The organism is Pantoea sp. SOD02, from assembly GCF_024707505.1.
Lineage (GTDB): Bacteria > Pseudomonadota > Gammaproteobacteria > Enterobacterales > Enterobacteriaceae > Pantoea > Pantoea symbiotica.
The window spans coordinates 2,577,265-2,591,004 of sequence record NZ_CP102604.1 but is presented as its reverse complement, the minus strand read 5'-3'; the positions used below and the strand labels follow the sequence as shown (position 1 = coordinate 2,591,004).

At 56.0% G+C, this 13,740-nt stretch carries 12 protein-coding genes; 8 read left to right on the top strand and 4 right to left on the bottom strand.

What is annotated here, in order from left to right; all coding sequences use genetic code 11:
• Positions 1 to 11: 11 nt before the first annotated feature.
• Together puuR and puuD are read right to left on the bottom strand one after the other, a co-directional pair.
• Positions 12 to 569, bottom strand: coding sequence for an HTH-type transcriptional regulator PuuR (puuR, locus tag NR302_RS12100; RefSeq protein ID WP_008104818.1), 558 nt, complete (start codon positions 567 to 569; stop codon positions 12 to 14).
• A complete protein-coding gene (gene puuD, locus NR302_RS12095) occupies positions 566 to 1,330 on the bottom strand; it encodes a gamma-glutamyl-gamma-aminobutyrate hydrolase (RefSeq protein ID WP_258143564.1) in 765 nt (254 codons plus the stop codon). The genes puuR and puuD overlap by 4 nt, the downstream gene beginning before the upstream one ends.
• A gap of 213 nt (positions 1,331 to 1,543) precedes the next feature.
• Between puuD and NR302_RS12090 the strand changes: the two genes are divergently transcribed.
• The gene (locus NR302_RS12090; RefSeq protein WP_061717698.1) at positions 1,544 to 2,959 is read left to right on the top strand and encodes a glutamine synthetase family protein; all 1,416 of its coding nucleotides are present in this window, start codon (positions 1,544 to 1,546) and stop codon (positions 2,957 to 2,959) included.
• Positions 2,960 to 3,331: 372 nt separating this feature from the next.
• On the top strand, positions 3,332 to 4,690 hold the full coding sequence (locus tag NR302_RS12085) for an APC family permease (protein ID WP_008104814.1): 1,359 nt from the start codon (positions 3,332 to 3,334) through the stop codon (positions 4,688 to 4,690).
• Between the two features lie 82 nt (positions 4,691 to 4,772).
• On the opposite strand, the gene ygbI is transcribed toward NR302_RS12085, so the two are convergent.
• Entirely contained in the window at positions 4,773 to 5,534 is a 762-nt protein-coding gene (ygbI, locus tag NR302_RS12080; protein WP_008104813.1) for a DNA-binding transcriptional repressor YgbI, read from the bottom strand.
• Between the two features lie 304 nt (positions 5,535 to 5,838).
• Between ygbI and ltnD the strand changes: the two genes are divergently transcribed.
• The 5 genes from ltnD to NR302_RS12055 all read left to right on the top strand — a co-directional run bounded on the left by ltnD (position 5,839) and on the right by NR302_RS12055 (position 10,836).
• The gene (gene ltnD / locus NR302_RS12075) at positions 5,839 to 6,702 is read left to right on the top strand and encodes an L-threonate dehydrogenase (protein ID WP_258145192.1); all 864 of its coding nucleotides are present in this window, start codon (positions 5,839 to 5,841) and stop codon (positions 6,700 to 6,702) included.
• A gap of 2 nt (positions 6,703 to 6,704) precedes the next feature.
• The gene (gene otnK / locus NR302_RS12070) at positions 6,705 to 7,964 is read left to right on the top strand and encodes a 3-oxo-tetronate kinase (protein ID WP_308713454.1); all 1,260 of its coding nucleotides are present in this window, start codon (positions 6,705 to 6,707) and stop codon (positions 7,962 to 7,964) included.
• Entirely contained in the window at positions 7,961 to 8,587 is a 627-nt protein-coding gene (locus NR302_RS12065) for an aldolase (protein ID WP_154157688.1), read from the top strand. The genes otnK and NR302_RS12065 overlap by 4 nt, the downstream gene beginning before the upstream one ends.
• Entirely contained in the window at positions 8,587 to 9,366 is a 780-nt protein-coding gene (locus NR302_RS12060; RefSeq protein WP_258143561.1) for an HPr family phosphocarrier protein, read from the top strand. The genes NR302_RS12065 and NR302_RS12060 overlap by 1 nt, the downstream gene beginning before the upstream one ends.
• A 117-nt stretch (positions 9,367 to 9,483) precedes the next feature.
• A complete protein-coding gene (locus NR302_RS12055; protein ID WP_258143560.1) occupies positions 9,484 to 10,836 on the top strand; it encodes a GntP family transporter in 1,353 nt (450 codons plus the stop codon).
• A 97-nt stretch (positions 10,837 to 10,933) separates the two neighbouring features.
• Here the strand turns inward: NR302_RS12055 and sbcB are convergent, their stop codons facing one another.
• A complete protein-coding gene (sbcB, locus tag NR302_RS12050; protein ID WP_258143559.1) occupies positions 10,934 to 12,355 on the bottom strand; it encodes an exodeoxyribonuclease I in 1,422 nt (473 codons plus the stop codon).
• A 201-nt stretch (positions 12,356 to 12,556) separates the two neighbouring features.
• Here sbcB and dacD point away from each other — a divergent pair, with 201 nt between their 5' ends.
• Positions 12,557 to 13,723: a serine-type D-Ala-D-Ala carboxypeptidase DacD gene (gene dacD / locus NR302_RS12045; RefSeq protein WP_258143558.1), complete on the top strand. Its 1,167-nt coding sequence runs from the start codon at positions 12,557 to 12,559 to the stop codon at positions 13,721 to 13,723.
• The last annotated feature ends 17 nt before the right edge of the window (positions 13,724 to 13,740 follow it).

Below are 13,740 nucleotides of genomic sequence, written 5' to 3'. Positions count from 1 at the left end.
AGCGCGAAACCTTAGAAATTGGCGGGCGTATGCGCGCTAACAATGCGACACGGCTGATCCGAGGTATTGGTAAAACTGTGCGGTAAGCCGGTATCAATCACATAGCTTTCACCGCGATAGAGATGGTAACTCTGGCCGTTGACCACCAGCGTGATTTCACCTTCAAGCACCGTGCCGGTTTCCTCGCCGGGATGGCGTAACTTCTCGCCGGTGCTGGCGCCGGGTTCATAACGCTCCAGCAGCATCGCCAGCGCACGTCGCGCGGCACCGTTATCGATCAGCATCAGCGATACGCCAAGGCTGCCGATCTCCACGCACTCTTCCGGGCGCACAATCACGCGCGGCGTGGCATTGATTTTGGGTTCGGAGAAAAACTCCGATAGCGATAACCCGTAAACTTTCAGCAGCTTCTGTAAGGTGCTGACGGCCGGGCTCACTTTATCCTGTTCGATAGTGCTAATGGCGCTGTGCGTTAAACCTGATAACTCAGCGACGCGACGCTGAGACAATCCCAACTCCTGCCGGATCTGCGATAAGCGACGTCCGGGTGCCAGAGTGGCATCATTCATGGCTGTTTTTCCTTGTGATAACAGACAGCGGCGTGGATAAAGGCCTCAAACAAACGGCGCGAGACCGGATCGTCATCGGAGTGCCATTCCGGATGCCATTGCACCGCGAGGGCGAAAGGGTGTTTTGGCAGGCTAACGGCTTCAATCAGCCCATCGGGCGCGCGCGCTTCCACGCGCAGCAGCGGACCGGTTTCGCGAATGCCTTGTCCGTGCAGCGAGTTGACCGAGAAGGGTTCGGCGCCGCCGAGCAGCTGGCTCAGCATGCCATCCACTTCTGGCTGTACGTCATGCACCGGCGCATATTGCTCATCCAGCGCTAGCGCATCATTTTCACGGTGTTCCTGGAATAGATGTGTCATATGCAACTGGCGATGCAGCGCACCGCCGTTGGCGACCACCAGCTCCTGCAAGCCACGACAAATGCCGAACATCGGCATCTTTTTACCGACCGCATGTGTGATAAGCCCGAAGGCGAGGCGATCGCGCGCCGGATCGGCATGCGCCTCTTTACCGTCTTCGCCGTAATGCCAGGGTTCGATGTTGCTAGGGCTGCCGGTCAGCAAAATGCCATCCAGCACTGTCATACTGTTTTCTAATAGATGAGGTGCCTGCATCAGTTGATGCGGCAATGGCAGCGGCACGCCACCGGCAAGCACGATAGCGTCGAGATATTTGTTGTGAACCGTTTGCCCTGGATGGTTGCCGATAAAGTTCTGGCACATCACTACGCCAATCAAGGGCTTGTCAAAAATAATGCCCATAACGTCTCCGCGTTGCTGTTCAATATTTTCGCCGGAAATGCGCGGCTGGCCTGTAAAGTGTGCAATATTTTGTCAATCTAGCAACCGATCGTTCATTCCTCAAACAGAATTGTTACATTTGCACACTTTTTGCGTTAGAGCTATGTTAGAGGAGTGGCTGTTATTTTGAGCATTACGCGCACCAATATTAAACGGTAAAGGGCGGGTGGGATCATGACGAACCTCGTAGAAGTAGAAGACTTCACGCGACACAGTGAAGAGAAACGAACAAGCGCGTTCCAGCTGGAGGTCAAAACCTGGCTGGAACGCCATCCTGAAACGCAGTATGTCGATATTCTTCTTAATGATTTAAATGGGGTATTTCGCGGTAAACGCATTCCCATCTCCGCATTGGCAAAACTGGAAAAAGGGTGTTACTTCCCGGCCTCGGTTTTCGCGATGGATATTCTCGGTAACACCGTCGAAGACGCCGGACTTGGCCAATCACTCGGCGAACCCGACCACCTCTGCATGCCGGTTCCCGGAACCTTAATTCCTTCTGCCGCCGATCCCACGCACATCGCCCAGCTGTTGCTGACCATGTGTAACCAAGATGGCACTCCCTTTGACGTTGAACCCCGTAATGTCCTCAATCGGCTGTGGCAACAGTTGCGCAATCGAGGATTGTTCCCGGTGGTAGCGGTAGAGCTGGAGTTCTATCTGGTGGATAAAAAGCGCGATGCCGAAGGTTTTATTCAGCCGCCGTGTTCGCCGGGCAGTGATGAACGCAATATGCAGAGCCAGGTCTATTCGGTGGATAATCTCGATCACTTCGCCGACGTGCTACGCGATATCGACCATTTAGCCAAGCTGCAAGGTATTCCCGCCGATGGCGCGCTGGCGGAAGCTTCACCTGGCCAGTTCGAAATCAACCTGCATCACACGCGCGACGTGCTTAAAGCCTGCGACCATGCCATTCAGCTGAAACGGCTGGTGCGTCAGGTAGCGGAAAATCACGGCATGACCGCGACTTTCATGGCCAAACCTTACGAAGAGTACGCGGGCAGCGGTATGCATGTGCACATCAGCATGCTGGATGCCGCCGATCACAACGCTTTTGCGCTGGATGACGGCAGCGATTCGCCGCTGATGAAACGCGCGCTGGCGGGCATGATCGATCTGATGCCGGCTTCGATGGCGTTGCTGGCGCCGAACGTGAACGCCTATCGTCGCTTCCTGCCGGAAGCCTATGTGCCGCTGCAGGCATCGTGGGGACATAACAACCGTACTGTGGCGTTGCGCGTGCCTTGTGGCGATGCGGATAACCATCGCATTGAGTATCGCGTGGCCGGTGCGGATGCAAATCCCTATTTGGTAGTGTCAACTATTCTTGCCGGTATTTTGCACGGTCTGGATAATCAGCTACCCTTACCGCATCCGGTGCAGGGCAATGGACATGAAGCAGAAGGGCTGGCATTACCGATTCGGCAGAGCGATGCGCTGTATGAATTTGAGAATAGCTACCCGCTGCAGAAGCTGTTGGGCGAGCGTTTTAGCGGGGTGTGGCACAGCTGCAAACAATACGAACTGATGCAGTTTGAGCGCTTAATCACCTCAACAGAAATCGACTGGATGCTGAAGAACGCCTGACGCAGGAAGATTTGATCTAACGTCTTGTGCCGATGGCATAAGTTGGGGCAAAATACGCGCCCTGCAAAATGAGAAACATAACCGACGCTTATCCCGTCGGTTATTTTTTTGCATGATGTACTCACTGAAATTCAAACGAGGCCGGACACGCATCCGGATAGATAGATACTGACAAACACGCTTGTGCGTGAGATTTGAGGAAAACAAAGATGGGACTGTTTAACATTGCACCAGCTCAGGCTGGTTCTCGCTTCCGTGATGACTACGGCGCCGCGACAATCGCAAACTCTTATATCACTTCTCACTGCAGCAAATTGCGCAGTAGCCCTGTAGCCCAACCGATCGCGGTTGTCGTCTGCGAGGGCCTGAACAATGTCGCTTAACACCTCTGCCGCACCTCAGCGTGCACATCTGAAAAAATCCCTGACTTTGATCCCGGTTGTCATGATGGGCCTGGCGTATATGCAGCCAATGACCCTGTTTGATACCTTCGGTATCGTGTCTGGATTGACCGACGGCCACGTCGCCACCGCTTATGCTTTCGCCCTGATCGCGATTCTGTTTACTGCCGTGAGCTACGGCAAGCTGGTACGCCGCTTCCCATCTGCGGGCTCCGCTTACACCTATGCTCAGAAGGCAATCAGTCCGCACGTCGGCTTTATGGTTGGCTGGTCATCATTGCTGGACTACTTGTTCATGCCGATGATCAACATCCTGCTGGCGAAAAGCTACTTTGAGACGCTGGTGCCGGGCATTCCGTCGTGGATTTTCGTAGTGCTGCTGGTGGCCTTTATGACCATCTCCAACCTGCGTGGAATCAAAACCGTTGCCAACTTCAACAGCGTGATCGTGGTGCTGCAAGTGGTAGTGATGGTAGTGATCACCGGCATGGTGGTTTACGGTGTGGCACACGGTGTTGGCGCAGGAACCTTGACCAGCAGCAAACCGTTCTGGTCTGAGAATGCACACGTAGTGCCGATGATTACCGGTGCGACCATTCTCTGCTTCTCGTTCCTTGGCTTTGACGGAATCAGTTCGCTGTCTGAAGAGACCAAAGATGCTGAACGCACTATCCCGCGCGCGATTTTCCTCACCGCGCTGATTGGTGGTGTGATCTTTATCGGGGTCTCTTACTTCCTGCAGCTGTACTTCCCGGACATCTCACGCTTCACCAATCCGGACTCTTCACAGCCAGAAATCATGCTGTTCGTGGCGGGTAAAGCGCTGCAGATTGGCATCCTGATCTTCTCGGTGGTGACGGTGCTGGCATCCGGTATGGCCGCGCACGCAGGCGTTTCGCGTCTGATGTACGTAATGGGCCGCGATGGCGTGTTCCCACAGCGTTTCTTTGGCTTCATCCACCCGACTTACCGCACGCCGTCTCTGAACGTGCTGCTGGTGGGTGGTGTGGCGCTGCTGGCAATCAACTTCGACCTGGTAACCGCAACTGCGCTGATTAACTTCGGTGCACTGGTCGCATTCACCTTTGTGAATCTGTCGGTGATTGCGCAGTTCTGGATCCGTGAGAAGCGTAACAAGACGCTGAAAGATCACCTCAACTATCTGGTGCTGCCGGTGATGGGCGCGCTGACAGTCGGTGCGTTGTGGATTAACCTGGAAGAGACCTCAATGGTGCTCGGCCTGGTGTGGGCAGCGATTGGTATTATTTATCTCGCGTTTGTTACCCGCACCTTCCGCAACCCGGTTCCGCAGTTCAGCGAAGAAGTGTGATTTAAATGACCAGGTGCGCATGAATGCGCACCCTACATCGTAGGGTCGCCATTCATGGCGACATGGTTTAAAACCGTAAAACCTAGCTCGCCAACACCAACTCCCAGCTCCCCGCACTCAACGCTTCGCGTCCCGCTTTACTCAACTCCGCATCCGTAATCAAAGTATCAAAGCGCTCCAGCGGCAACGCCAGGTGCGTCGCAATCTTGTTGTACTTCGAACTGTCGCTTAACAACACGCGCTTACTACTGACATCGCTCGCCGCCTGCTTCACAGGCACTTTATCCTCATCCGGCGTATACAGCCCGCGCGGGCCCCAGCAGGACGCGGAGATAAACGCGATATCGATCGCCAGCTGGCGCAAACTGCGTGCAGCTGCTTCACCAACGCTGGAACGGTTTTCACGACACACCGTGCCGCCAGTGTGAATCAGCTTGCAGCCGCTGCTCTCCATCAGCAGGCGCGCAATCACGAAATCATTGGTCACCACCAGCAAGTCATCACGCTCAACCAGCTCGCGCGCCAGCGCCAGGGTGGTGGTACCGGCATCGATATAGATGCAGCTATTGCGCGGAATATGGCGCGCGGCATATTGACCAATCGCCATCTTCTCGCCGCTGTACATATTGGTTTTCGCCAGATGCGACGGCTCAGCCGCCAGGCGATCTGCCGAGCGCACGCCGCCCGAAACTGACAACACCGCGCCTTGCTCTTCCAGCTTCTGCACGTCGCGACGTATCGTCATATGCGACACACCCAACCGCTCAGTGAGCTCGGCAATACTCACAACGCCGCGTTCGCCAACCAGCGCTAAAATTTGTTGATGACGTTCAACCGGAATCACATTGCTCTCCCTGAATTATCATTTTTTCACATTGTAGATCATCGATTCACAGCTCGCAGCACAATTTATCTTCCCGATATGTAAGCAGAAATCCCGTATCAACACGGGGCGGTGCGCTAACCTCCGCCTGTGAATCCCTGTTAAGCGTTGCGCAGCGAAGTTAATTTTTGTGATATCACGCACGTTTATTCGCCACTGACTGCGGCAGACTTAACACCAATGAACAAATTATCACTTAAATTAACAATGGAGGTTTGCTGTGTCAGCAACCGTGAATAACATCGGCGTGATTGGTTTAGGTTCCATGGGCATGGGTGCAGCGCAGTCTTGCATCCGTGCAGGATTAAATACCTGGGGTGTTGATCTCAATACGCAGGCGCTGGAAACCCTGCGTCAGGCCGGTGCGCGTGATGCGCAGACCTCCGCTGCCAGCTTTGCCGCCGAACTCGATGCGGTGCTGCTGCTGGTGGTGAATGCCGCGCAGGTTAAAGCGATTCTGTTTGGTGAAAACGGCGTGGCGGCGCAGCTCAAGCCCGGCACCGTGGTGATGGTCTCTTCTACCATCTCTTCACAGGATGCGCAGGCGATTGAACAACAGCTGGCTCAGCATCAGTTGCTGATGCTGGATGCACCGGTTTCCGGCGGCGCAGCCAAAGCAGCGGTCGGCGAGATGACCGTGATGGCGTCCGGCAGCGACGAAGCTTTTGCATTGCTGAAGCCGGTACTGGATGCGGTGGCGGCGAAAGTCTATCGCGTGGGCAGCGAAATCGGTCTTGGCTCAACCGTCAAAATCATTCACCAGCTGCTGGCGGGCGTGCACATTGCCGTGGGCGCTGAAGCGATGGCGCTGGCCGCCCGCGCCGGTATTCCACTCGATACCATGTATGACGTGGTCACCAATGCCGCCGGTAACTCGTGGATGTTTGAGAACCGCATGCGTCACGTGGTGGATGGCGATTACTCGCCGAAATCAGCGGTCGATATCTTCGTTAAAGATCTTAATCTGGTGGCGGATACCGCCAAGTCGCTGCACTTCCCGCTGCCGCTGGCCTCCACTGCGCTCAACATGTTTACCGAAGCCAGCAACGCCGGTCACGGTCGTGAAGACGACAGCGCGGTGATCAAGATCTTCAGCGGCATCACGCTGCCGCAGGCGAAGGAGAAGTAATCATGCGTTTAGGCGTCATTGCAGACGATTTTACCGGTGCGACCGACATCGCCAGTTTTCTGGTGCAGAACGGTCTGCCGACCATCCAGTTCAACGGCGTGCCGGAAAGTCACGACGAACTGAGTGCGCAGGCGATTGTGATCAGCCTGAAGTCGCGCTCATGCCCAGCGCAGCAGGCGATCGATCAGTCGCTGGCGGCGCTGCAGTGGCTGCAACAGCAGGGCTGCGATCGTTTCTACTTCAAATATTGCTCCACCTTCGACAGCACCGAGCAGGGCAATATTGGCCCGGTAACCGATGCACTGCTGGCGGCGCTAGGCGAAACGCAAACGGTGATCTCGCCGTCGCTGCCGGTCAACGGTCGCACGGTGTATCAGGGTTATCTGTTTGTGGCCGATCAGCTACTGTCCGAATCGGGCATGCGCCACCATCCGGTAACGCCAATGACTGACAGCAATCTGGTGCGTTTAATGACGCGTCAGGCTAAGGGCAAGGCGGCGGTGATCAACGCGGCTCAACTGGATCAAGGTGCTGATGCGGTGCGTGCGCAACTGGAGGATTTGAAGGCGCAGGGCATCAACTATGTGGTGCTGGACGCGTTGCATGAGCAGCACTTGCTGACGCAGGGCGAAGCGCTGAAAGAGACGCGTCTGGTGACGGGCGGTTCAGGCCTGGCGATCGGTATCGCTCGCGCCTGGGCGACGCAGCAGCAGAACAGCGACGCTGAACACGCCGGACGTCCGCAAGGCGAGCGTGCGGTTGTAATCTCCGGCTCCTGCTCGCAAATGACCAATCGTCAGGTGCAGGCGTATCGCCAGCAAGCGCCATCGCATGAAGTGTTGGTGGAACGCTGCCTCGACAACGTCGAAAGCTATGCACAGGAGCTCTGTGATTGGGTGGAAGCCAATCATCAGCCCGATCTGGCGCCCTTGCTGTTTGCTACCGCCGATGCGCAGCAGCTGCAAGCCATTCAGCAGCAATACGGCGCGGCTCGCAGCAGTGAAGCGGTTGAGCAGCTGTTTGCTGCGGTAACGCGTGAGCTGAAAAGCCGTGGCTGGCAGCGCTTTATCGTCGCCGGTGGTGAAACCTCGGGCGTGGTAGCACAAAGCCTTGGCGTCACCGCATTCCATATTGGCCCAATGATTTCGCCGGGCGTGCCGTGGGTGCGCGATATCCATCAGCCGCTGTCGCTGGCGCTGAAATCAGGCAACTTTGGCGACGAACAGTTCTTTGCCCGCGCACAACAGGAGTTTTCAGCATGACGGAACAACAAGCACGCGAAGAAATGGTGCAGCTCGGCGCGTCCTTCTTTCAGCGCGGATACGCCACCGGTTCGGCAGGCAACCTGTCGCTGCTGCTGGAAGATGGCAACTTGCTGGCGACGCCAACCGGATCCTGCCTCGGCGAATTGCAGGCCGATCGCCTGTCGAAAGTGACGATTCAGGGCGAATGGATCTCCGGCGACAAGCCATCGAAAGAGGTGGCATTTCACCGCGCACTGTACCTGAATAATCCCGAGTGCAAAGCGGTGGTGCATCTGCACAGCCACTATTTGACGGCGCTCTCCTGCCTGAACGATCTCGACACTGAAAATTGCATTCGCCCGTTCACACCCTACGTGGTGATGCGCGTGGGTGATGTGCCGGTGGTGCCGTACTACAAGCCGGGCGATCAGCGTCTGGCCGACGATCTGGCCAATCTGGCCTCGCGTTATAACGCCTTCCTGCTGGCCAATCACGGTCCGGTGGTGGTGGGCAAATCCCTGCGCGAAGCCGCCAATAACACCGAAGAACTGGAAGAGACCGCGCGCCTGATGTTTACGCTCGGCGACCGTTCGATTCGTTATCTGACCGATAGCGAAGTCGCGGAATTGAGGAATTTCTAATGCCTAAGTTTGCAGCCAATTTATCCACCCAGTTCGGTGAACTGCCGTTTATCGAGCGCTTTGCCGCCGCGGCTAACGCCGGTTTTCGCGCGGTGGAATTCCTGTTCCCGTATGACTTTCCTGCCGAGGTGATTAAAGCCGAGCTGGAAAAACATCAGCTGGAACTGGTGCTGTTCAACACCGCCGCAGGCAACGTGCAGGCGGGCGAGTGGGGCGTTTCTGCTATTCCGGGCCGTGAACAGGAAGCGCACGCCGATATCGATCGCGCGCTGGAATACGCGATAGCGCTTAATGTGCCGCAGGTGCATGTGATGGCGGCAACGGTGCCAAACGGTGCCGATCGTGCAGCCTATGAAGAGACTTTTGTGCGCAATATGCATTACGCCAGTGAGCGTTTTGCACCGCACGGCATTCGCCTGCTGCTGGAAGCGCTCAATCCGGTTACTAAGCCGAATTATCTCTACTCCAGCCAGTATCAGACGCTGGCGATGATGGAGCGTATCGATCGTCCCAACGTCTTTACCCAGCTCGATCTGTTCCATGCGCAGCTGGTGGACGGCAATCTGACGCATCTGATTCGTGAATACGCCGGTCGTTATCGCCATATCCAGATTGCTTCTGCGCCGCATCGTCACGAACCGGATGAAGGCGAGATCAACTATTCCTATCTGTTCAACCTGCTGGATGAAGTGGGTTACGACGGTTGGGTGGGATGTGAGTACATCCCGCGCGGCCGTACCGAAGCGGGCCTCGGCTGGTTCGCGCCTTACGCTAAATAACCCCTGTTTTACCGCCCAACGCAGCGGCTTTGCACGCTGTGTTGGGCAAGTCTTACCTCAATTCGTCAATGCCAGAAATAACCATACTAATAAATAGATATAAATCAGAGGGATACCATGTCTACCGCATTGTTGTTAGCTATAGCTACTGCCAGCATCGTGATCTTGCTGCTGCTGGTAATTAAAACCAAAGTTCACCCCTTTGTGGCGCTGCTGATTGTCAGCCTACTGGTGGCGATTGCTACCGGCATTCCCGCCGACAAAATCATGGAAACCATCTTTAGCGGGATGGGGAACTTGCTGGGGCATATCACCATTATCATCGTGCTGGGGGCGATGCTTGGCGCAGTGATTGAAGCCTCGGGCGGTGCGGAGTCGCTGGCGCAACGCTTCAGTAAATCGCTGGGCATCAAGCGCACCGTAGCGGCGCTGACCATGGCAGCGTTTATCCTCGGCATTCCAGTGTTCTTCGAAGTTGGCTTCATCATCGTGATTCCGCTGATTTATGGCTTCACCAAAGTGGCACGCGTGTCACCGCTGAAGTTTGGCTTGCCGATGGCGGGCGTGATGTTGACGGTGCACGTGGCGCTGCCTACGCATCCAGGCGCTGCAGCGGCTGCAGGGATTCTGCATACTGATATGGGCTGGCTGATGATGCTCGGAATCCTGATCTCGATTCCGGTCGGTATCGTCGGTTACTACGTAGCGAAAGCGATGAACCTGCGTCAATACCATCTTTCCGTCGATGTGCTGGAGCAGCTGCAGCTGGCGAAGCCGGAAGGCAAGCCGAAAAACGACGCGCCACCGCCGGGTGCGCTGACGATTACCGGCCTGATTGTCGTGCCGATTCTGTTAATCGTCATGGGAACGGTAGCACACACCACGCTGGCAGAAGGCAGCACGCTACGCTCGGTGATGACGGTTATCGGAACCCCAGCGATTGCGCTGCTGATTGCATTGGGACTGGCGGCGTGGCTGCTCGGCGTGCGTCGCGGCTGGAGCAAAGAGAAGTTGGAAGATCTCACCGGACGTGCGATTCCCAGCTCTGCCAGCGTGATTCTGGTGGCCGGTGCGGGCGGTGCGTTTGGTAAGGTGCTGGTGGAATCGGGCGTGGGCAAAGCGCTGGCGTTGACGCTGGAAACTTTGCATCTGCCGCTGGTGCCGGCGGCGTTTATTCTGTCACTGGCGCTACGTGCGTCGCAGGGATCGGCAACGGTCGCGATTCTGACCACCAGTGGTTTACTAAGCCAGGCGGTGGGCGATGTGACGGATATGCAGCGCGTGCTGGTGACGCTGGCGGCTTGCTTCGGCGGCTTGGGCTTGTCGCACGTCAATGACGCAGGTTTCTGGGTGGTTACGCGCTATCTGGGCTTGTCGGTGGCTGACGGTTTGAAGACGTGGACAGTGCTGACTACGGTGATGGGGCTGAGCGGTTTTGCGTTGACGTGGCTGCTGTGGGGAATGATTTAGTTTTCCAGGTCGCCATAAATGGCGACCCTACAAAAACCAACTCTCTCAATCCGTAGGGTCGCCATTCATGGCGACCTCTCTCAACAACCGCAGAGGACTAAGACACCAACTCCTGCGCATACAAATACAGCGCCTTCAGCTGTGCCATCTTCTCAGTATTGTCTTCATGCAAACTCGCCAGCGACTCTAGCTCCAGCAGAAACGCCTGCACACGCTCAGCATTCAGCGCTTCGCGGCGATGCTGCAACCAGCGCTGCTGCTCGGTGTCATCCAGCGTGCCGGGGAAGTTACGCGCCCGGTAGCGGAACAATAGCTTAGCAATGCGCTTATCCTCAAAGGTCAAATCCAGCGCCGGTAAGTTCTGCGGTGGCGTCTGGCGGATAATATTCATACCCGCGCGATCGGCGTCGCTGAAGAAACCGTCATACAACTGCGCATCCACATCATCCGAAGGCGTAAACGGCTCGGCGTCGGCAAACAGCGCCACCACTTTCTCGCGCACCTCCGCGTGGTCACGCAGCAGCTTGAGGTTAGCGAGACACTGCTGACGATCGATATTCAGGCGCGCGGCATTTTCCGGACGCAGCGTGCTCGCGGGCGCCAGCACCGGACACTTATTGATGTGCACCAGCTTGATCGGCACCGCAGGCAGATCGCCCAAATCGCTGTGACGGGTATACAAACGCTCACGCAGTTCATCTGATCCTAGCTTTAGCAGCGGCGACATATCACCGGCCAAATCAGCGACAATCAGCGCGTTACGATTATCCGGATGCCACGCCAGCGGCACAATCCAGCTGGTGTTACCGCGCGCCGCGCCGAACATGCCGGAGACGTGCACCAGCGGTTTCATCTGCGGGATATCAATCAATGTCATCAGTTTCTGTTTGTTGCGATGGGTAAACAGAAACTCAAACAGCTTCGGCTGCTTCTCTTTAACCAGTTTCGCCATCGCCAGCGTGGCATAAACGTCCGACATCGCATCGTGCGCTTGTTCGTGCGCCACGCCATTGGCCCTGGTGAGATGCTCCAGCTTGAAGCTTGGGAAGCCATCGTCATTTTCCGGCCACTCAATGCCTTCCGGGCGCAACGCGTAGCAGGCGCGCATCACATCGAGCAAATCCCAGCGTGAATTGCCGTTTTGCCAGCTCCAGCCGTACGGATCGAAGAAGTTGCGATAGAAGATATTGCGCGTCACTTCATCATCAAAACGCACATTGTTGTAACCAATCACACAGGTTTGCGGCTCGCTAAACAGGCCGTGAATGCGTTCGGCAAACGCCGCTTCTGTCACGCCACGCGCTTTGGCGGTTTGCGGCGTAATGCCGGTGATCATCACCGCTTCCGGCTGCGGCAGATAATCGTCGGCTGGCTGGCAATAAAACACCTGCGGTTCACCTACCGCATTGAATTCTTTATCGGTACGCAGGCCCGCGAACTGCGCCGGACGGTCCAGCGACGGGCTTTTACCGAAGGTTTCATAATCGTGAAATAAGAAGGTGAACTCAGAGGCGGGCACGGCGTTATCCTGGCAATGGAGAATCAACGCACAGGATAGTCGTCCGTGGATAGCAGTACAACCTTGATCATCCTCGCTGCGAGCGGGCGCGCAGCATTTATGCGCAGTTCATACTTTTTTTCAATTTATTCAGATCTGTAAGCGCTATTTGCCGTAAAACGTGCGGCGGTAAATTCATTTTTTGATCTTGAGGAAGAAGTGTTGAAAAGGCGTCTGCTGGTAACTGTATCTGGAATGATTATTTGGGCATCGTTGGCACAGGCTGACGACAGCATGCCGTTTCCCCTGACGCCACCGCCGATTGATGCGGCTTCGTGGGTGTTGATGGACGCCACAACCGGACAAATTCTCACTGCCGGCAATCCGGATGAAGAGCGTAATCCGGCCAGCCTGACCAAACTGATGACCGGCTATGTCGTTGATCGCGCGATCGATCAGAACAAAATCAGCCGCGATGACAAAGTCACCATCGGCAAAGATGCGTGGGGCGCAGGCAATCCGGTGTTTAAAGGTTCTTCGCTGATGTTTCTCAAGCCGGGCGATCAGGTCACGGTGCGCGACCTGATGCGCGGCGTGATTATCGATTCCGGTAACGATGCCTGCGTGGCGCTGGCGGATCACGTGGCTGGTAGCGAGAGCAGCTTCGTTACCATGATGAACAGCTATGTGCAGAAGCTCGGTCTGTCGCACACCCATTTCGAAACCGTGCACGGCCTTGATGCGCCGGGCCAGCACACCACCGCACGCGATCTGGCGGTGCTGTCGCGCGCCATCATCAGCGGCGAGCCCGATTTCTACGCCATGTACGGTGAGAAAACCCTGACGTGGAATGGCATCACCCAGAACAACCGCAACGGCTTGCTGTGGGACCAAAATCTGCACGTTGATGGCCTGAAAACCGGCCACACCGAAAGCGCTGGCTTCAACATCATCGCCTCCAACGTCGTCGGGCGTCATCGCTTGATCGCGGTGATCATGGGCGGCAAGAGTTCGAAAGGGCGTGAAGATCAGGCGCGCAAGCTGCTGGTGTGGGGCCAAAACACCTTTGATACTGTGCAGCTGTTCCACGCGGGCAAAAAAATCGGTACTGAAAACGTCTGGTACGGCAATCCGCATAAAGTAGATGTCGGTACCACGCAGGATATTTATCTGTCGCTGCCACGCACCGAAGTGGCCAACGTGATGGCGAAGTACGTTATCGATCGCAAAGATCTGGAAGCGCCGCTGAAAGCGGGCGAGCAGATTGGTGAAATTCAGGTGATGGACAAAGATAAGCAGCTGGCAAGCTATCCGCTTTACGCGCTGCAAGCGGTTGATCAGGCTGGCATCATTACGCGCATCAGCGATTACGTGAAACAGAAACTGTAATCTGTCGCGTATTTCCG